This is a genomic window from Photorhabdus heterorhabditis (assembly GCF_001280945.1).
GTDB lineage: Bacteria > Pseudomonadota > Gammaproteobacteria > Enterobacterales > Enterobacteriaceae > Photorhabdus > Photorhabdus heterorhabditis.
In genome coordinates, this window is sequence record NZ_LJCS01000002.1 from 143,723 (window position 1) to 163,609 (window position 19,887).

General features: G+C 42.5%; 16 protein-coding genes. 7 read left to right on the forward strand and 9 right to left on the reverse strand.

Translation table 11 applies throughout. The features are described from left to right. Window positions 1–8: 8 nt before the first annotated feature. Entirely contained in the window at window positions 9–590 is a 582-nt protein-coding gene (locus AM629_RS01620; protein ID WP_083451849.1) for a nucleoside deaminase, read from the reverse strand. 551 nt (window positions 591–1,141) lie between these two features. On the opposite strand from AM629_RS01620, the gene AM629_RS01625 reads away from it, so the two are divergent. From AM629_RS01625 to AM629_RS01650, 6 genes are all read left to right on the forward strand, one after another. Next, window positions 1,142–1,603 (forward strand): MarR family winged helix-turn-helix transcriptional regulator, encoded by a 462-nt coding sequence (locus AM629_RS01625; RefSeq protein WP_054475531.1) that lies wholly within the window; start codon window positions 1,142–1,144, stop codon window positions 1,601–1,603. 236 nt (window positions 1,604–1,839) lie between these two features. Further along, window positions 1,840–3,345: an acyl-CoA carboxylase subunit beta gene (locus AM629_RS01630; RefSeq protein ID WP_054475534.1), complete on the forward strand. Its 1,506-nt coding sequence runs from the start codon at window positions 1,840–1,842 to the stop codon at window positions 3,343–3,345. A 13-nt stretch (window positions 3,346–3,358) separates the two neighbouring features. Beyond that, window positions 3,359–4,591 carry a hydroxymethylglutaryl-coenzyme A reductase family protein gene (locus AM629_RS01635; protein WP_054475536.1) on the forward strand — a complete coding sequence of 411 codons (1,233 nt, stop codon included), beginning with the start codon at window positions 3,359–3,361 and terminating at the stop codon, window positions 4,589–4,591. Next, window positions 4,588–6,066: an acetyl-CoA carboxylase biotin carboxylase subunit gene (locus tag AM629_RS01640; protein WP_054475538.1), complete on the forward strand. Its 1,479-nt coding sequence runs from the start codon at window positions 4,588–4,590 to the stop codon at window positions 6,064–6,066. The genes AM629_RS01635 and AM629_RS01640 overlap by 4 nt, the downstream gene beginning before the upstream one ends. Before the next feature lie 61 nt (window positions 6,067–6,127). Then, window positions 6,128–6,706 (forward strand): acyl-CoA carboxylase biotin carboxyl carrier protein subunit, encoded by a 579-nt coding sequence (locus tag AM629_RS01645; protein ID WP_054475540.1) that lies wholly within the window; start codon window positions 6,128–6,130, stop codon window positions 6,704–6,706. 59 nt (window positions 6,707–6,765) lie between these two features. Then, the gene (locus tag AM629_RS01650; RefSeq protein ID WP_054475543.1) at window positions 6,766–8,157 is read left to right on the forward strand and encodes an MmgE/PrpD family protein; all 1,392 of its coding nucleotides are present in this window, start codon (window positions 6,766–6,768) and stop codon (window positions 8,155–8,157) included. Window positions 8,158–8,332: 175 nt separating this feature from the next. Here AM629_RS01650 and AM629_RS01655 read toward each other — a convergent pair whose 3' ends face one another. Genes AM629_RS01655 through AM629_RS01665 form a run of 3 tightly spaced genes read right to left on the reverse strand, consistent with a single transcriptional unit; the run spans window position 8,333 to window position 13,784 of the window. After that, window positions 8,333–11,818 (reverse strand): indolepyruvate ferredoxin oxidoreductase family protein, encoded by a 3,486-nt coding sequence (locus AM629_RS01655; protein ID WP_054475545.1) that lies wholly within the window; start codon window positions 11,816–11,818, stop codon window positions 8,333–8,335. A gap of 44 nt (window positions 11,819–11,862) precedes the next feature. Next, entirely contained in the window at window positions 11,863–12,096 is a 234-nt protein-coding gene (locus AM629_RS01660) for a DUF2783 domain-containing protein (protein ID WP_054475547.1), read from the reverse strand. Next, entirely contained in the window at window positions 12,096–13,784 is a 1,689-nt protein-coding gene (locus tag AM629_RS01665) for an FAD-dependent monooxygenase (RefSeq protein WP_054475548.1), read from the reverse strand. Before AM629_RS01665 ends, AM629_RS01660 begins: the two co-directional genes overlap by 1 nt. 359 nt (window positions 13,785–14,143) lie before the next feature. On the opposite strand from AM629_RS01665, the gene AM629_RS01670 reads away from it, so the two are divergent. After that, window positions 14,144–15,124: an EthD domain-containing protein gene (locus tag AM629_RS01670; RefSeq protein WP_054475550.1), complete on the forward strand. Its 981-nt coding sequence runs from the start codon at window positions 14,144–14,146 to the stop codon at window positions 15,122–15,124. A 158-nt stretch (window positions 15,125–15,282) separates the two neighbouring features. Here the strand turns inward: AM629_RS01670 and AM629_RS01675 are convergent, their stop codons facing one another. The 5 genes from AM629_RS01675 to AM629_RS01695 form a co-directional block, all read right to left on the reverse strand. Further along, a complete protein-coding gene (locus tag AM629_RS01675) occupies window positions 15,283–16,398 on the reverse strand; it encodes an NADH:flavin oxidoreductase (RefSeq protein WP_054475552.1) in 1,116 nt (371 codons plus the stop codon). Window positions 16,399–16,513: 115 nt separating this feature from the next. After that, on the reverse strand, window positions 16,514–17,317 hold the full coding sequence (locus tag AM629_RS01680) for an SDR family NAD(P)-dependent oxidoreductase (RefSeq protein ID WP_054475554.1): 804 nt from the start codon (window positions 17,315–17,317) through the stop codon (window positions 16,514–16,516). Between the two features lie 25 nt (window positions 17,318–17,342). Then, the gene (locus AM629_RS01685) at window positions 17,343–18,902 is read right to left on the reverse strand and encodes an MFS transporter (protein WP_072161782.1); all 1,560 of its coding nucleotides are present in this window, start codon (window positions 18,900–18,902) and stop codon (window positions 17,343–17,345) included. A gap of 336 nt (window positions 18,903–19,238) precedes the next feature. Further along, complete coding sequence (locus AM629_RS01690) at window positions 19,239–19,640, reverse strand: type II toxin-antitoxin system VapC family toxin (RefSeq protein WP_054475560.1); 402 nt, start codon at window positions 19,638–19,640, stop codon at window positions 19,239–19,241. Further along, window positions 19,640–19,885, reverse strand: coding sequence for a type II toxin-antitoxin system Phd/YefM family antitoxin (locus AM629_RS01695; RefSeq protein WP_054475561.1), 246 nt, complete (start codon window positions 19,883–19,885; stop codon window positions 19,640–19,642). The genes AM629_RS01690 and AM629_RS01695 overlap by 1 nt, the downstream gene beginning before the upstream one ends. Window positions 19,886–19,887: the final 2 nt, after the last annotated feature.

Below are 19,887 nucleotides of genomic sequence, written 5' to 3' on the forward strand. Positions count from 1 at the left end.
ACTATGATTCAGTTTTTCTTTCTGAGCTCAGAAAACAATTTATCTGTCTCATTTGCCAAGATCCCTCCGACCAAAGAGATCGGGCTGTAAAATGATGATGCTCTTTCCGCAATCTCCTGCGCAGAAATATCAATTTGGCGTATACCCATATTACGAAGGCCACTGATAGACGTCGCCCAGATCACTTCCCGAATACCCGTCCAGACCAAGGCGCTCATGCACATTGAACAAGGCTCTGCTGTGGTATACAGTGCAACATTATTCCATCCTTGGTTGCCATATAAAGTAACATAGTGATTTATTGCCTGAATTTCTCCATGCAAAATGGGATTCTTTACCCATGAATTCACACCACGACTTAATATTTCCCCGCTGTTCCTGTTAACGATTACCGCACCAAAAGGATATTTAGCGCTCTTTTTAGCTTCTTCTATTGCTTCTCGCATATATTTTTCATGTTTGGCAATCTCCTGTTCTGATAATATATTATTTGTAAACTGTGTTTTATTTTCACCCGTTTGTGTAACAAAAGATATATTGGCACTCATAATGTCAGGCATTGCCAATAATTTTCTTCTGGTTTTATTCATGATTAATCCTTTTCTTGGTTATCATTTTATCGATTTTCTATTTCAATAGGATAAATTACAGTTTGAGTAATATTTTCCGATTATTCCATCATTTAAAAAACAACAACATAGTTTTATGTTAATTTTTTATCTGATATATAAATCATTAATATTGACGAGTAAATTACATAAAAAAGAAAATTATTAAGTAACTAATGTGATGTTTATTCTTGCTTTTATTAATATCATAACCGTCACACCCTTTTTTTCAGATATTATATAAATCAAGCCCGGTCGGTATTTGCCCGCGACACACAGGAGCACGATTTTGGATTTTGGTAACGTTCAATCCCGGAATTCGGACAAGTGGTGTTATTTTTCCCTCACTTTGGTATATTTGGTATAACTTTGAAGTTAGAAGCATGCTTATTGCTCGTTAGTATCTATTCTTTGAGCATAACTTGCCACAGATTCACAAGCTCCTGCTTACTCCGATATTATATAACTAGCAGATTTATCCCATGCTAGCTGATCTCATCAGAGCATAAGCACTCAAACAAAAAGGCAATAAGATGTACACAAGTTTACTAACCTTGGCTGACGATACATTCTGTCTACGTTTGCAACGCGCCGCAAGGATGTGGCGTAAGGTATCTGATGAGGAACTGAGCAAACTAAATTTATCCGAAGCGACAACAACTCCGCTCTGGCTGATTAATAAACTTGGAGAGGGTCTGCGCCAACGCACCTTAGCCGACCATATGGGGCTTGAAGGACAATCATTAGTCAGGCTACTCGATCAGCTAGAAGGAGCCGGGTTACTGATCAGGCAAGACGATCCTACCGATCGTCGCGCTAAGGCGCTTTACCTCACTGATGAAGGACGTAATTTAGCCGAGCAAGCCGAAATTGTCGTAAGAAATATCCGAGCTCGATTACTTGATGGTGAACCTAACGAAAATCTGGCCATTGTTGATCGCGTTTTTGACAAGATTATCAATGCAGCCAGTACGGCTAGTGAAACCAGTGAATAAACGAGTACGGATCTGACGAGATGGACGCCTCGAGTAAGCACCCTATGCAGCAAAATGGAGAAAAAAATTCATTTAACCCACGAGAGCGTCCATCGTACACCTAAATTCAGCGCGCAAATTTATATCAACGAAATCCTCAATAACACAGCTTGCGATTAGTTCGCATGAGATCTATTATCATAATCAGATAAGGTCCATTTTGTTATCTTGTTTCGTTATGCGAGCGGAGTCACTACATGTCCGAATTATCTGACACTACCGGTATCATCAATCAACAAAAAGAAGTATCCCCCGCAAACCCAAATTATAATCTGATCGAAAATCTGCTTGATCCAGGTAGCTTTTCAGAATTGGATGCGCTTGCAGAACATGACTGTATTCTCTTTAACGCAGATCAAAAGAAAATACCCGGAGACGGGATATCTACCGGATATGGATTCATCAATAGCCGTCCAGTGGTTGTTTATGGTCATGACAATCAGTTTATGGGAGGCAGTTCCAGCCGAATTCATGCCGTAAAGATATGCAAAGTCATAGAGTTAGCTTTACGTACTGGTATGCCGATCATAGCGCTGAATCAATCATCTGGCTTACGCATACATGAAGGCGTTGATGCCAACTCTCAATTCAGTTACGTATTTTATAAAACAGTACAAGCTTCCGGCGTTGTCCCTCAAATATCATTAATACTCGGCGACTGTATAGGCGGAGCGGCTTACACACCAGCACTCACTGACTTCATAATAATGATTGATAAACAATCTACTTTATTTTTAACCGGTCCAGCGGTCATTAAACAAGCGACCGGAGAAAATGTCAGTAAAGAAGATATAGGCGGTGGGTTAATGCATGCAAGTCAGACCGGGCTGGCTCACTTTCTGGTCGATTCAGCGTTGGAGGCAATATCTTTAACACGACATCTATTATCCTATCTTCCCCAGAATAATGCCGAAACGCCTATCGTTATCTCAGATTCTACAGCGAGGCAGCGAGAAACACCCAACATTGAGGAAATTGTACCTCATGACAAATCTCTTCCTTTCGACGTCAAGGAAGTCATTGCAGAAATAGTCGATAAAGAAACTTTCCTTGAAATACAGCAATTGTATGCTCGCAATATCATTACCGGTCTGGCTCGCTTGGGTGGACATGTCATCGGCATTGTCGCTAATCAATCTAATTGGTTAGCGGGCTGTTTAGATATTGATGCTTCTGAAAAGGCCGCTCGTTTTGTCCGTTTATGTGATGCGTTTGGCATCCCCTTACTGACATTAGTTGATGTACCGGGATACTTACCGGGAAAACAGCAGGAACAAGGTAACATAATAGGCGCTGGCTCTAAGCTTATGCACGCCTATTGTGAAGCGTCGATCCCTAAGATTGCCGTGATATTGCGTAAAGCATATGGAGGAGCATATCCAACACTAGCCAATCGGGGAGCCACGGATTTCATTTATGCCCTGCCTGATGCCGAAATTTCTGTCATGGGGCCAGAAGGCGCGGTCAATATCATATTTCGTAAAATTGTTGCGGCTACTCAAGAACCAGAAAAACAGCGAGAACTTTTGATTACAGAATATCGTCAAGCCCACGCTAGCGCTGCATATTCTGCAAAAAAAACCTACATTGAAGGACTGATCCCCGCTTCTCATCTACGTAACCGGCTTATTTCAAGTTTCAGAATATTAAGAGACAAAATAAGTGGTCATCCAGCCAGACGGCATTCGAACATACAACTATAAAGGAATTAAAATTATGGCAATTCCGCGTGATCGACACGATGACTATAGTCAGGCATCGGTAAGCCGACGGTTATCCTGGCTTTCCGAAACAACCGGGCAATCTTATCCCTATATTGCAGGCAAAACCATGGGACCCGAGTTAGCTCAAGGAACCTGCGAAAACATGATTGGTTACGTTGGGGTTCCTCTAGGCATAGCGGGCCCGCTTCTGATCAATGGCATATCAGCCAAAGGAACATTTGCTATTCCTTTGGCAACGACAGAGGGCGCTTTGATTGCTTCTTTTTCAAGAGGAATGAATTTAATCAGTGATAGCGGAGGTTGCCAAATACTGAGTCAGGAGAATTCCGTTCAAAACACACCAAACCCCGCATATCGCTTTTTGGGCGACGCTTTGACAAAAGTCTCTGCTGTTGTATTACACCGATCTGAGGATGCGCTAAAATTCGCCAACTGGCTGCAAGAGCACATGTCGCAAATCTTAATAGTTGCCAACAACACCAGCCGTTACGCTCGGCTGTTAGAAATTTCCCCGCTCTTTCAGGGTAATTTAATCGGATTAGCATTGACCTACCAGACAGGTGACGCAATGGGATTAAATATGGCGACTAAGGCGAATGAGGCCGTTTGTCGTTATATTCAGGAAGCGTGTCCCGAACTTATTTCACACTATTTCAATACCTTAGGGGGAGATAAACGTTTTGTCAGTGATCAGGCTAAAGGCCGATATGTTGCCGCGAGTGTCCGAATACCTCACAGTTTGGTAAAAGAACGATTACGTACAACGCCATTACGCATGCAACAATTTCTATTAGCATGTAACACATTACTTGCACAACGCGGAGCCACAGCGCCAAACATCCATGTCGCTAATGCGTTAACCGCAATGTTTATCGCCTGTGGGCAAGATCCGGCTTTTGTTACCGTCTCTTTTAAAAATGCCTGCACGCATTTTGAAGTACTTGATAACGGAGATCTCAACGCCAGTTTGACCATCCCCAACCTTATCGTTGGCGTGGTCGGCGGTGGAACTAAACTCCCCATCCAGCAAGAATGTCTCAGCATGATTGGGTGCACTCACGATGCCCGTAAATTGGCTGAAATAACAGCAGCAGTTGCACTGGCGGGTGAAATCTCCGTTGCTGGCGCGGTAAGTGCGGGAGAATTCACCCGTGCCCATACCGTATTGGGTCGTGGCTTAAACCCGACCAAGCCAACTGAATCATCCGAGGATACATCGTTATGATCCGCCATGTACTTATCTGTTGCAGAGGAGAAATCGCCCTGCGTTTCATACGTACATGTCGGCTAATGGATATTAATACCACCGTGATTTACAGCGCGGATGATGATAATGCAGAATTTGTTCATGCTGCTGATCAAGCGGTAAGAGTTGACGCCTGGATACCTGAAACGCTTATCACGACGGTGATTAACGTCGCGCTATCTTGTAAGGTAGATGCCGTAGCACCGGGATATGGCCCTCTCGCAGAAAACGCTGATTTCGCTGACGCCTGTGCTAAGGCCAACTTAATTTTTATCGGTCCTAATAGCGCAGTTATCCGCCAGACAGGTGACAAAATTGCTGCTCGCGCAGCGGCAGAACGGGCTAAAATTCCTATTATTCCGGGCATGCAAATTGATGCCGATGCTAATGCGGCAATGATTTTGGCAAATAATCTGGGTTATCCCCTGTTGATTAAAGCCGCTCATGGTGGCGGCGGACGTGGGATTCGAGTGGTAGATCAACCGGAAGACTTTATCACCTCTTATGAGGAAGTCAGGCAAGAGGCTCTACGGGCATTCGGCAACAATCAGGTCTATCTTGAGAAGTTCCTGGGAGAAGATATCCGCCATATAGAAGTTCAAATACTGGCTGACCAATACGGAAAAATTTTACATCTTGGAACTCGTGAATGTAGCGTGCAACGCCGACGGCAAAAAATTGTTGAAGAAGCACCCGCTCCCGGACTGACAGAAATGCAATATGAAAAACTTCATAACGCTGCGTTGGCGGTTGCTCATCAGGTAGAATACGACAGCGCCGGCACGGTTGAATTTCTGCTTGATAAAGAAGGACATTTTTATTTCATTGAGATGAATGCCCGCATTCAGGTTGAGCATCCGGTTACAGAATCTATAACCGGCATAGATATCGTTGAACACATGATTTATTCCGCGGCAAATCAGCCTTTGACACTGACTCAGCAGGACATTCATTTCTCAGGTCATGCAATGGAATTTCGTATTTGTGCGGAAGATGCCCACGGGAATTTTCTACCAAACGGTGGGGAAGTGTTGGATTATCGTATCCCGGAAGGACCGGGTATACGTGTTGATTCAGGGATACATCTGGGCGCTAAGATGTCGCCTCTGTTTGATAGCTTATGCCTCAAGCTCATTGTTTCCGGCGCCAATCGTGAACAAACTTTAAAGCGGTCGCGGCTGGCGCTGGATGAACTGGTTATTGCGGGTTTTAGTACTAATCTCGCAGTACATCGTTGGTTAATAGACAACCAATCATTCAACCAAGGCAATTATGATCTTTCTATCGGTAAAACAATCGAAAATACCCATTCCCTACCCCAGCGGAAAGCTCTGGCAATGCATGCAATTACCGCTTTGGTTCTACATTTAAATCTTATTCCTGATGTGCAAACACATTCGGATACACATAAACCAATATCACCATGGATTCAACGAAATAGCAGTTGGAAATAATAATAGTTGGAAATGAGTCAACAGGTACGCCATAAATTCCTTCATATTAAGAGGACTGCATATGCGTAATACAGATCCAAGCTCTGTATCATCAACAATAGCAACATTGCTAAACGGTGTCGTAGAAGGTGAATTGAACCAAGTCAGGACAACAATTCATAGCCTTGGTTCGCATCTTTACCAAGCGCAATGGAATGATATTCAAGGCATTTCATGTGAACTCAAGTTAGAAGATGTGCAACATATATCAAGCGATACAATACGATTAAGAATAAAGATTGACGGTATTCGAGAAACGATTTTATTAAAACGCAATTCATCAAATGACTTTCTTATCGACTATGCGGGAAGCCATCGAGCAATAGCTTTAAGTATGGGGAATTTATGGAAAAACAAATCCATTAAGCCTTATCAAGATAGCAATATATTGTCATCCCCTATGCCAGCCAATGTATTAGAGATTCTCGTCTCTGAAAACAGTGTTGTAGAAGATAAACAACCGTTATTACGTATAGAAGCCATGAAAATGGTTATAACACTTTACTCTCCAGGAAAATATTTAATCCAAAAAATAGATGTGGCAGTGGGAGAAAATGTCAGTACCGATCAGGTACTCATGACTTTCAATCCAGTTAGATAAATATTTAATTATTTTTAAGACTTATAGCGTGAATAAGACTTTTATAAACAGGAATTATCATGAACTTAGAATCTAAAATCGTTAGTTATTGTGATAGTCTTAAATATTCCTCAATTGATCACAATACCCGAGAAATCGGCAGCCACTGCTTACTTGATATTATTGGTGTTTTATTAGCTGGCACCCGTGACCCCGGCGTTGAACTATTGACTAAAATAACCGAAAAATGGGGAGGAAAACCAGAAAGTCGAGTAGTTGGGCGAATATTAGCTTTACCGGCTCCGGCCACAGCAATGTTAAACGGAGCGGCTGCCAGAGTGCTAGATTTCGATGATGTTGGCGACTCACTCGGAACACATCCCAGTGTGGCGATATTACCCGCGTTGCTTGCTATTGCCGATTCCCTTGATCGACCAATATCGCGTGAACAATTCATGACTGCCTATATTGCAGGTATGGAACTTTCTCTTAGACTTTCAAGGGCGCGTAAGGAAACATTACTTGAAAGTGGCCGGTATGACCTGTGTAAAGTTATTGCAGCAACAGCGGCCTCAGGAATGTTATATGGCCTGACAGGAGATCGACTGCATAACGCACTTGGGATTGCATATACATCCGCATTGGGTGAAACACAATGTATGATAGACGGTGCCTCAACCGTTTTTTACCAACAAGGCTTGGTCGCATCCCATGCAGTGAAAGCGGTAATATTCGCTGAACAAGGTTTTACCGGGGCAAAACAATTTCTCAGTGGACGCTGGGGCTATTATAGCGCCTTTGAACCTGGTTCAAATCTTGACTCAATTATTGACGAATTAGGCACAACCTTTGTACTCGATCAATTAATCGCATTTAAACCCTATCCTACTTGCCGCCCAAATACCTCAGCCGTGGCGTTAATAAAAGAAATGCTAAATGGTCAACAGATTGATATTAATGAAATAGAGCGTATAGATGTTCTTACCAACCAACAAATATTTGATCTCGTTGGCTCGCCAGTAGAACGAAAACAAGTACCACAAACCGTAGTCGAAGCCCGTTTCAGCCTCGCGTATAATATTGCGTCTGTACTCACAACAGGGGATTTATTTATTGATGATTTCACGGAAAACGCCATTCGTCGCAAGGATATCATTGATTTAAGTAGAAAAATTTATCTCAGAAGTGCAGCCGAATGTGAAATACCTGAATTAGGCACACATGGAAAAATCAAAATTATTATTCAGTTTAAAGATGCGACCCAACTTAAAGGCGAAGTTTCTTATGCAAAAGGTAATGCCAAAAACCCAATGACGCTTGAAGAGTTGATAGACAAGTTTAAAAAATGTGTGGTTTATTCCCAAAATGCATATATTCACAAAAATATTTCAGCAATATTAGATTGGATTTTAGATCGCGAAAATCATAATCCAGATTATCAAATGCTTGCTAACGTATTATTCCCAAGATAAAGGGATTTAACCGCTATTCTGGTATGGACATATAAATTTATTATTAATGAGAGTTACTTTGTGTTTTATATAAGAATGTAGCCAAATATTAGAACCAGTAACTCTCAAACTTTATTTTATTTAGAAATTAATAACCAATGATTATCACTTAATTCAGTTATTTATACAGAGCTTATTAATTAACTTCTTTAATGGGTATTGATGAATATATTGTGGCGCCACCATTCGCTATTTGATTAAGTAATTCATCCTGACGTTTATAAGCGACTGCAATTGAACGCTCCTTGATATGTCCATATCCTCTAATATTTTCGGGTACTTCCGCCCACTGGACAATCAAAGAGAGATTATCTGGTGAAACCTTTGATAATAAATCATTTAATGTATCCTTATATCTCGAAACCAAAAGCCGCTCTTCACGTCGTTCATGAGACCAGGCAAAGATGTCGAAAAAAGTGTGACGCACACATCGGAGAGCGGCAAGCCCGCGAAAAAAAGGAATAATCCAACCAGATACAGTAATTTTACGATGATACCCATTTTTTCCCAGCCACTTACCCAAGAATGGCGGTGCAAGATGAAAATTTAATTTGGGACGCCCAATGTATGATTCGGTCAAAGAATGCAGAAATTGCGGTGAACTATGCAGGCGGGCAACCTCATATTCATCTTTGTAAGCCATGAGTTTAAATAAATTGCGAGCAACTGCGTGAGCTAATGTGAAATCCCCCCAGTTAGCAGTAGCTTTTACAACAGCATTGACCTGTGCTCGATACTTTTCCGCATAGCTTTCATTCTGGTAGTCCGTAAGATAACGGCTACGAGACTCGACAACCTCACGGAGCCCCTGTTCACCGCCGCTGGCCCTGACAGATGCGGCAGGGACAACTAAGGATTGCACATACGCAGGATCAGTCGCTAGCAACCGACCACCAGCGAACGCAACTTTATTAGCAGCAACATCACCGCCTTGTAAATTAATCGCCTGCTCAAGAACTTGTAAACTTAACGGGATGACGCCTTTCTGCCAAGCATATCCCAACAATAATATATTTGTTTGTATGCTCCCCACGAATTGAGTTGCAAAATAACGTGCATTGATAGCGTCATAGCCATCTTCCCCGACTAATTCTATTAATCGTTTCTCAATATCAGAAGTGTCTATTTTGAGGTTTCTATCACGAACCATTGAACCTGTCTGCATTTCATGAGTATTGGCAATGATTTTAGTTTGTCCTGAACGCAGAGCATTTAATGCCTCATCCTCTGAAGCAACAGTTAAATCCGCAGCGATTAAAACGTCGGCACATCCTCGTTCAATACGATGCTGATGTAATATATGATCTTTAGCACCAATGCGTATGTGACTAAAAACCGAGCCGCCTTTCTGTGTGAATCCCGTAAAATCAAGCACGCTAACTGAAAAATCCTGTAGATGCGCCGCCAAACCGATAGTCGCCGCCATAGTAACAACACCCGTACCACCAACACCGGTTATCAATATTTCATAGCATTGATTAATACCGGGTAATTGCGGCAGCGGTAACTCATCTGCCCGTGTCATAATCAATTGCCGTTCAGTTTTATCCATATTAACTAAACGCGGTTTCCCTGTAACAGTGACGAAACTGGGACAAAAACCCTTTAAGCATGAAAGATCGGTATTACACGACTCAGAATCTATCGCTCGTTTAGCTCCAAACTCGGTATCAACGGGTACCACGGATAAACAATTCGACTGGATTTGACAATCTCCACAACCTTCACAGACCAGTTCGTTTATTGTTACATAGGTCTTTTTAGCAGGTACGGGTTGGCGTTTGCGACGTCTGCGATCTTCAGTGGCGCAGACTTGATCATAAATCAATACGGTGACACCCGGTATTGTTCGCAATCGAAGCTGCACCTCATTAAGCTGATCACGGTGGTAGACTTTGACTTGTTCTGGCAAACGGTCCTTTGTTTTATAACGCTCAGGCTCTTTAGCAACAATAACCACTTCTTTAGCCCCTTCGCTACAAACTAACGCCGCTACTTGCTCAACACTTAAGCTACCATCCAGTGGTTGACCACCGGTCATTGCGACAGCATCATTATATAAAATCTTATAAGTGATATTAGCTTTTGCCGCGATCGCTTGTCGAATAGCCAAATATCCAGAATGAAAAAAAGTTCCATCCCCCATATTTTGGAAAATGTGGTCTGTTCTGACAAACGACATTTGACCTATCCAATCAACACCTTCCCCTCCCATTTGTACACTGCCTGTCGTGGCACGTTCAGGAATACGAGCGGCCAGCGCGTGACATCCAATACCTAACCTCGCCTGACTCCCTTCTGGAATCATTGTGGAACTATTATGTGGGCAACCGGAGCACAAATATGGCGTGCGTTTTACCCAATTCAGAGAACGTTCTATGAGTTTCATTGACCAAAATGATGGGACTTCTATTGACAGGCCACATTCCCGAAGCTGTTTGACAAGAACATCGACAATACGTGATGGCCTTAACTCGTCCTCACTGGGTAAAAGTTTCATTCCATTTTCGTCTGACTTGCCAATAATTAATGGCCTGCTATCGAGAATTGAATTAAATATACTGGCCTTTAGCAAGTTCTCAACGATCCCGGTTTTTTCTTCGATAATCCATACCTTTTCACTCCGTTGTGCCCAAGCTTTTAAGACAGGAGATAATGGATAAACAACTCGAATACCGAGTAATGCAATGCCTGCCGTCTCTAATTCAGTCAGAGTGATACCCAGTTCATCTAATGCTCCGCGAACATCCAGGTAGGCTTTACCCACTGCGGCAATAAGCAATTTTGGGGTAGCCGGGGCGCAATCTACGCTATCTAACGAATTTTCGCTGATAAAACGACGAGCCGCTTCTAGCTTATAAGCAAAACGTCGCTCAATTTGCATACCCGGTAAATCTGGCCAACGCCAATGTAATCCATCAGGCCCAGTTTCTATTTCAGGTTGTTTGAACGAGGGAAACTCAGATACTTTAATTGATGCTGTTGCTTCTACAGTTTCAGTAATCGCCTTAAAACCCACCCATAAACCTGAAAAACGCGATAATGCCCAACCCCAGAGTCCACAATATTCATAGTCCTGAAGGTTAATAGGATGAATAACGGGTAATCCCCAGGCAATTAAAGCTTGATCTGATTGATGCGACATTGAGGAAGATACACATCCATGATCGTCACCAATAACGACTAATACTCCTCCGTGGGGTGATGAACCATATGCATTACCGTGCCTTAACGCATCACCGGATCGGTCCACCCCAGGCCCTTTCCCGTACCAAAGCCCAAAAACACCGTCAAAGAGACGCATTTTATCCGTTTCTACACGTTGGGTCCCAATGAGGGTCGTTGCCGCTAAATCCTCATTTATACCGGGTTGAAACCGAATATTTGCTTTCTCCAATAAATTTTTTGCAGCCCAAAGCTCTTTATCAACACCACCAAGTGGTGAACCTCGATAACCACTGACAAATCCCGCAGTATTTAAACCAACAGATCGATCAAGGGCTGATTGAGCTAATAACATTCGTACCAGAGCTTGTTGTCCACTGATAAATATTTTGCCTTGAGGTTCATCAATACCTCGACGATATCGAGATTCAAGACGATAAGAAGTATCGAGAATCATATCAATTCCCCTTGAATATAAGTTTTTAAAGGTTATTACGCGACTTAATTAGCGACTGTCGTCAGCCCCTTACGTGTAACAGTTATCGCTTCTCGTAAGATATTAGAATCACCGATATGATTAACGAGTAATAAAACCAATTGAGCGTAAAATAGATTCCCTGGTTCATCCCCCAGCTCTTGACACGCCTCTGTTATCATTTCATAACAGGCATCTGGGTCTGTTAAATGGCTGTAGGTAATTAACGATCCTGCCAAAAAGTGATTGTACGGTTTCATTATATTTTTCTCTCGGCATGGGTAGCTATTGGCATGGAATGAGCAAGTGTCCTTTCAATGTCATCACGGTTAAACGAGGGAAATACGTCTAACACATGTTGATCAGGTCTGAATAATACGATTGATCCACAAGCCAAATCATAACGCTTAGCAACCAAACCATAGTGATCTACCAAAGTGATATCAATTGAGGCTACAGTCGGTTGTTCTACTGTAGCCGACACGACTGTAATGATTTCTAATGGATAGGAATTACTAATATCTTCTATATGAATATGATTTACTCCTCCGTCATAATTGGAACTTAGCCGATAACATAGAAGTGTGAACCCTTTTCTACCGATAAAGTGCAATAACCAGCTACTCTCATCTCCATTTTTTACCGGAGCATCCAGAGCAACATCCCCGGGTTTCACTCTGCCTTTCACAGAGGTATCGGGCAAAAATTGCCCGATACCTCCTAGTCGAGCTGGACTGGATAAACGCCCAGAGTTTACAAAGGTACATCCCATTGCCGTCGTTTCAGACAAAACAAGACTGGCTTGACGAAGCGTCGCTATTGCGTGATTTGGCGGGGTAATGAATTGTGCACTGCGAGTCGAATTAATTATGTTCTCATCCGCAGCGTAAACTCGTTCTTCATCATAGGACTGCAATAGTTTTGGTGATGCTCCATGTTTTACAACGGCACAGAGTTTCCAGGCCAAATTATCTGCATCCTGAATTCCTCCATTTCCCCCTCTTCCTCCAAAAGGGCTGACTTCGTGGGCACTATCGCCAGCGAATACGATTCGTGAATGAACAAAATTCTCCAATCGCCTGCATCGAAAGGTATATATGCTTATCCAGTCGATCCTGAAAGCGATTTTCGGATCTAGCATTGCCTTTAAACGTTCGGTAACTCTTGCTGGCTGTTTCTCAAATGCTGGGTCTGCTTCTGCACCCAATTGAAAATCAACACGCCACAAGTTATCAGGTTGTTTATGTAAAAGAACCGAATGCCCCGGATGAAACGGTGGATCGAACCAGAAACGACGTTCCGCAGGAAAGTCCGGTTTCATTTCGACGTCAACAATCAAAAAATGATCATGAAAATGCCTACCAACTAACGGTAAATTCAGCGCATTCCGCACAAATGAGCGCGCGCCATCACAAGCTATGAGCCAATCACAATCCAGTCGATACGAACCATCTGGACAGGTGACCATCACCGAAGCCCCAACACCACTCGATTCTAACGAGGTCACCGTGTTTAAACAGCGCAAATCAACCCACCCACTGGCTAAACAATCCTCAATTAACCACTGTTCTATATAAGTCTGTTGAATATTCAAGAATGCAGGGCAACCAAAATAAGGCTCGGTTTTAAAGTCAAAACTGAAAGACTCTCGTTCTCTATGATAAATTCTGGACAAATTCCAATTGACGCCTTTCTCAGTCAATCGTTCCCCTAACCCTAACCGCTGAAGTATTTCTAAAGAACGCTGAGCGAAGACAATGGCTCGAGAACCTTCAATTAATGCCTGACGTGTTTCAAGCACGACACTTGGAACACCTCTACGAGCGAGATCTAATGCCAAAGTCAATCCTACTAATCCAGCTCCTACAATCACTACGGGAACCTTCCTTGGCACTGATAAATTGATATCCAAAGGTTTTTTATAATCCAAACTTGGAGGTTGATGCATTTTTTTAGCTCTCCGAAATGACGCGAGAACAGAGACGATAGATGAGAACTGAACGGGATTATTTCTTTTTTGAATTTAGATCGTTTGCGTGTAATAAGCAAATGTATTCTTTAAATTTTAATGTAAATATAAACAGCTACAACATTGCTATTCGTTATAAGGGCCAAAAAATGAAGCGAACAGTAACCTTATGCTATTTTCCTATCATGATAGGGTCTAGCTAGCACAAAAATACCATTACATGCTTACTAATCGCATGATACCATTATTTGGTTCATTGTCCCTCGCATACTGATCAGACACTTCGAACGTTTGTAATGCACTAATATTGCACCAGCGCTTAGCTAAGGAAGTAACATATGACTGATTGCATTAGCGTTCTTCCCGTTAGTTCATCATCCACACCTCAGACAACCGTACTTTGCACATTGCTCTCCAGAGCTGACAGTTCGCCATTAACAGAACGTCGCAAAAATCCAAATCAAATGCTTGACGTACAAGGCCACCCTTTGGTGGAGCCGCCTTTAGTCATAAATGCATTTGAAAAGGATGCAAATTTGGCTTTCGAAAAATGGACCGAATATTGGCGTAAAGTTCATGGTCCCAGGTTCCTTCATGCCTTACCACGGGAATCCGATGGGAAATATACGTTACTACGCTATGATCAAATCCACCGATTCTCATCGGGTCCTTCAAGCATCAACCCTCTTCCTTATCAGCCACCACTTGATAAAGACGGGCATTTGTTTAATACCATCATAGGGCATATTCCTAGCCATCGTCGGCCACAATGGGATGGCATAGCGTATTTAAGCTTCCCAAATATAGATAACTTGTATTCCTTATTCGAACATCCAGAAATTAGTAGAGCCATCTTGCCTGAGGACCAAGTGATCTTTCGAGAACTCTGTCCAGTACTTTGCCGTCAACATGTTTTAATTCCGAGCAAAACAAATAGCGATGCTATACTTTTAGTCAATATTCATCGACGGGCAACGGAATTAAATCGCAGTGATTTTCATGAAATTCTGTTATACCAATATGCCAAAGCAATAATCTCTCAACCTTCAACACAAAAGTTTGTTCAACGTTACATTCAGCTACATAATATTGGTCCCATCATGACAGGAGAGAAATTTTTCCATCCGATAGCAAAAGATATCGATGCCATCTCAATTATGGCATTCGCATCGATAACCGATTTAGAAGACTTTCTCCAGGATCTGGATTTATCTGCCACTCTAGAAAATAATTCTTTATTTAATATAGAAAAAAGTGAATATTGGAGTGCACTTTCTCACACATTAATAAATCAAAACTCGATAAATAGCCTTTTATAATTTGGGATTGACAATCAGATACAAAAATTCATCTGACAGACACCAGACAAATAATCGGTAGCAGATTTCGAGTTGCAGCGCGGCGGCAAATGAACGCATCCCCAGGAGCATAGATAACTATGTGACTGGGGTGAGAGGAAGGGTATATGTAAATAACATCAAAGACGCGTCATCATTGACGACTTATCAAAAGGAAAAATGTCCGATAGTCTTCCTTCATAAACTTTTGTCGGCCATTCTGGATCAGCTAATAACATTCGCCCCAAAGCAACTAAATCAACTGAGCCGGATGCCAACAATGCTATTGCCGGAGCTAAATCAGCTCTCCCTGCATCTGGTTTCTCATCTCCACGCAACTGCGCGATCGCATAGGCTTTATCCAAACCAACACTACCGACCATAATAGTAGGCTTGCCACTTAAACGTCGGGTCCAAACTGCCAGGCTGTCTGGACTCCCTTCAAATGCCGGTTCCCAAAAACGGCGGGTGCTAACATCAAATACATCTACACCCGCTTCAACTAGCGTTGTCACAAATTTCTCTAACTGATCAGGGGTTTCGATTATTTTGGCGCCATAGTCGCGTATTTTCCACTGTGAAAAACGGAATACGATAGGAAATTCAGGGCTAGTGGCTGCTCGTATCGCGCTGACAACCTCAGATGCAAGACGAATACGGTTATTAAATGTTCCTCCATATTTATCTTTACGCTGATTTGTCACTTGCCAAATAAAACTATCTAACAAATACTCATGGGCTCCATGGATCTCAATACCATCAAAACCAATGTCCAATGCATTCTTAGCCGCCTGAACATACGCATCAATAATATCTTTGATATCCTTCTCGTTGAGACCTTTCACTATTGTCTGGTCGCCGTCGCGTATGGTCATCGGGCCATATCCAGGCACTGAAGGATCTGGCCCAATACCCGGTCTACGCATTGGGCCAACATGCCAGAGTTGGGGAATTATCAATGCACCATATTCATGCACTTGCTTTACAACTGTTTTCCATCCGTTAAGCGCTTCATCTCCATACATTACCGGAACATCCGCGTAACCATTTGCTGCGATATGGGGAATACATACCCCCTCGGTAATAATTAAACCAACACCTCCCTCGGCACGTCGTCGATAATATGCAGCATTTACCTGCCCAGGAATACCATTGGGAGATAATTGCCGTGTCATTGGTGACATGACAATTCGATTTTTCAACATCTGAGAACCAAATGACATTGGCGCAAACAATGCAGCGTAATGCGTATCCATAATATCCCTCTAGCTATTTATCTATACCCGTTATCTTTCAAGTTGCCTCTTGCTCCCGGGGATTCGCTCCCTTGCCGTCGCGATCCATCTTGAAATCCACTGAGTATATATCGAATTAAGCCGTACTCGCTAGAAAACCCCCGTCGATCCTAAAATTAGAACCATTAATATAATTAGATTTCGGACTTGCCAGGAAAGTCACCAGATCAGCAATTTCTTCTGGTCGCCCTAATCGTCCCACCAAAGTCGGTGAAATATTAGAAGCCACATGAGATTCAATCTTTTCCCATTCATCAGCCCAATCATTACGTTTAGCTACAGTTCGCCAATGCTGTTCTGCGGCTGGGGTAATAACATCACCCGGACTAATACAATTGGCAGTTACACCGGTACCCGCAAATTCTTTTGCAATGGTGACCGCAAGGCTCACACAGGCCGATTTTGTTGTCGCATAAGCACCGAAAGAAGCAAAGGGACGGGATGCGGCAATACTCCCTAAAGTAATCACTCGTCCCCATCCATTTTCCACCATTGAAGGAACAATAAAACGAAGCAAACGAATAATAGAACCCACATTTTGATCGTAAAGATTTAACCAATCCTGAGCCGTACTTTCCAGGATTGGCGTTGGCGGAAAAGCGCCCGCATTTGCCACTAATATATCGATTCCGCCAGAGGCAATTTGAGCCGACCGGACAACATCTTGAGCTTGATCATCATTGGTCAGATCGCCGATAACCATATGTGCTTGCCCACCATGATCAAGTATTTCCTGCATGACTTCTTCAGTTTCCTTTTTCCTTCGTCCATGTACAACAACCTGTACGCCTTCATTTGCCAAGGAAATCGCTATCGCTCTACCAATCCCACTATTGCTTCCTGTTACCAAAGCTCGTTTTCCTGTCAGCTGCAAATCCATCAGATACCTCGCTTTTGCAAGTCAATTAATTACGAATGGCGTTTTGTTTTTCACGTCGTAGCAATAATGCACAAGCTAACGCACTCAACGCTGTTAATGCGGCTATTATCAGTAGAATTGAACCAAATGAGCTTTGATATATTGTTGCAAGCCAGTGGCCTAAACTTGTCCTATCTGCATCAGCAACCGATTCAAGTATGGATGACATTTGACCACTCGCGATCTTTCCTCCCCACTCACTGGAGACGATATTTGAAAAAGCATGATCTGCTTTGGAGGAAACCAGAATGGCTGATGTTTGAGCTGCCAGCAAAGCACCAATGATAGCGATAGCTAAAGCTTCTCCAGACACGCGCATCGTTGTAAATATGCCTGCTGCCATGCCTGCGCGTTCTTTAGGAACGACACTCATCGATAAACCATCCATGAGTCCCCACGGCAATCCACTACCAATACCGATCATTAACAAAGGACCAACTAAAGAATTTATCTCTCCGTTAACTTGGAGGCTGAAAGCTAACCAGCACCCGCCAACAGCAGCAACCAACAACCCAACACTACAAATCAGCCCAGGTGAGACATATTTCGAGAGATATCCAGCAATGAAAGGGACAACCAGCATCGGCGCTGTCAGTGGAAGGATTGCAAGACCTACTCGCCCCTCATCAAAACCTTGAATACCGATAAACCAGATTGGTAGAGAAACTAATAATGCGACAAAACAGAATCCGGTTGAAATGGGCAATAATTGCACGCCAATAAATCGCGGATAGCGGAATAGGCTTAAATCAAGCATTGCATAGCGAGACTTAACTTCCGCTATAACAAAAATAACTAAAAACAAAGCACTCGCAAGAAATAATCCAATAATATAAATATCAGTCCATCCTCTTTCTGGTGCAAAAACAATTCCCAGCGTTAATGTACTCAAGGCAAGTGTAAAAAGAATGATGCCCGGCCAATCTATATTTTTCGCGTCGGGATCTTTTGATTCATTTACCTTTTTGGCGCTGAACAAAAGGACAATTAGTGATACCAGCGCGATAAAGAAAAAAAGCGATCTCCAACCGAAATTAGCTATCATCATCCCCACAAGCATAGGGCCGAATGCTAATCCAATGCCAAAAGAGGTACCAAGGAAACTAAACGCGCGCAATCGTAAATGTTCATCGAATTCTTGCGCGATAAGCGCTGATGAACTTGTCAGGGTCAACGCGCCAGCGATTCCTTCTATGCCTCGAAGTATGTTGAGTGAAGTAATATCGGGAGCGAAACCAATGAGAAGTGACGTGATAAAAAACAGGATTAATCCACTTAAAAAACAACGCTTACGACCAAACCGATCAGCCAATGTTCCACCAGCCATCACACAACTACCAAAAGCAACGTTATAAGCGTTAACAATCCCGCCCAACTCAATCGAAGAACCACCAAGTTCGAGAGCAATCATAGGCGTAGCAATTGCAGGCCCTGTAAATACGATAGGGATGATGATTCCCGCAGCACATAAAGGAAGTAATACTGAATACCGGTTTCTCTCCTCACTATAATTATCAGGAGCTGGTATCTGCTGTGAAACGTTCATTTTAAACTCCATGACTCGGTTTGGTTAATCAGATGTCATCTTTGTTTCAGCTCAAGGAGCTATAATGACCATAATGGTGTCATACGAATAGATCGTATGCAATCTATTTTTATGAAGTATAGCGTAAACAGGATACAAGGTAAGTTGGTTGCAAGAAGGTCGTGATTTGAAGGCTAAAATGCCCTGGAAATTCACCAATAGGAGTAATAAAGTGATGTAATATATTTCAGAAGAAATTGCTTTTAGATAATACGTGCAGAAATAGAAGATGGAGAGGATAAAATACCGGTACTTAAACTATTAGCTTACGATAGCCAAATTACCTACTCATTTTGGCTATCTATTAGGGATTACAGTAATATAATCACTGACAAAATCTATCAGTTTGCTATCACTAGTGATTAGTGGGATCTTATTGTATTTCGCCTGAGCGATAATTAACCGGTCAAACGGGTCTTTATGTAGCTTTTCCGGTAAATCGCACACAACGAGCGTATGCTCGCTTTTGATGGGTATTTCAATCAAACCAGCTTCAAACAGTCCATCCCTGAACTGTTCAGGATCTACAGAAAAATTAGGCTTATTCAGATTGCTTTTAATGACGACCTCCCATATAGACGCCGCACTAAAACAAAGCGTTTTACTGGTATCTTCCAGAAGATCAACAATATCAGTTTTCAGTTTTTCTGGTTCATATGCCATAAACAGCAAGATGTTGGTATCTAACAGTAATTCCATTAAGTGTATTTTCCTTCGAATATATCAACAATTTCGGCGCTGTTCATATCGTCAAAATTGGCGGGAACACTGCCTTTACCTTTGAGAAAACCTAATTTTCGCTTAGGCTTCTCTTCTCTGTATGCGACGACTTTAACCAGTGCATGACCATTCTTAGCAATCACGACTGGCTCTCCAGTGCGAGCAACTTCCTGAACAATTCTAGACAGGTTGGTTTTCGCATCGTAGATGTTAACCTTTTCCATAA

What these genes read in the sequence shown, in the direction of transcription:
- AM629_RS01685 (WP_072161782.1), bottom strand. Translation starts at nt 18,902, where the DNA reads ATGAACGTTTCACAGCAGATACCAGCTCCTGATAATTATAGTGAGGAG.
- AM629_RS01630 (WP_054475534.1), top strand. Translation starts at nt 1,840, where the DNA reads ATGTCCGAATTATCTGACACTACCGGTATCATCAATCAACAAAAAGAA.
- AM629_RS01655 (WP_054475545.1), bottom strand. Translation starts at nt 11,818, where the DNA reads ATGATTCTCGATACTTCTTATCGTCTTGAATCTCGATATCGTCGAGGT.
- AM629_RS01635 (WP_054475536.1), top strand. Translation starts at nt 3,359, where the DNA reads ATGGCAATTCCGCGTGATCGACACGATGACTATAGTCAGGCATCGGTA.
- AM629_RS01625 (WP_054475531.1), top strand. Translation starts at nt 1,142, where the DNA reads ATGTACACAAGTTTACTAACCTTGGCTGACGATACATTCTGTCTACGT.
- AM629_RS01640 (WP_054475538.1), top strand. Translation starts at nt 4,588, where the DNA reads ATGATCCGCCATGTACTTATCTGTTGCAGAGGAGAAATCGCCCTGCGT.
- AM629_RS01650 (WP_054475543.1), top strand. Translation starts at nt 6,766, where the DNA reads ATGAACTTAGAATCTAAAATCGTTAGTTATTGTGATAGTCTTAAATAT.
- AM629_RS01665 (WP_054475548.1), bottom strand. Translation starts at nt 13,784, where the DNA reads ATGCATCAACCTCCAAGTTTGGATTATAAAAAACCTTTGGATATCAAT.
- AM629_RS01645 (WP_054475540.1), top strand. Translation starts at nt 6,128, where the DNA reads ATGCGTAATACAGATCCAAGCTCTGTATCATCAACAATAGCAACATTG.
- AM629_RS01695 (WP_054475561.1), bottom strand. Translation starts at nt 19,885, where the DNA reads ATGGAAAAGGTTAACATCTACGATGCGAAAACCAACCTGTCTAGAATT.
- AM629_RS01675 (WP_054475552.1), bottom strand. Translation starts at nt 16,398, where the DNA reads ATGGATACGCATTACGCTGCATTGTTTGCGCCAATGTCATTTGGTTCT.
- AM629_RS01660 (WP_054475547.1), bottom strand. Translation starts at nt 12,096, where the DNA reads ATGAAACCGTACAATCACTTTTTGGCAGGATCGTTAATTACCTACAGC.
- AM629_RS01670 (WP_054475550.1), top strand. Translation starts at nt 14,144, where the DNA reads ATGACTGATTGCATTAGCGTTCTTCCCGTTAGTTCATCATCCACACCT.
- AM629_RS01680 (WP_054475554.1), bottom strand. Translation starts at nt 17,317, where the DNA reads ATGGATTTGCAGCTGACAGGAAAACGAGCTTTGGTAACAGGAAGCAAT.
- AM629_RS01620 (WP_083451849.1), bottom strand. Translation starts at nt 590, where the DNA reads ATGAATAAAACCAGAAGAAAATTATTGGCAATGCCTGACATTATGAGT.
- AM629_RS01690 (WP_054475560.1), bottom strand. Translation starts at nt 19,640, where the DNA reads ATGGAATTACTGTTAGATACCAACATCTTGCTGTTTATGGCATATGAA.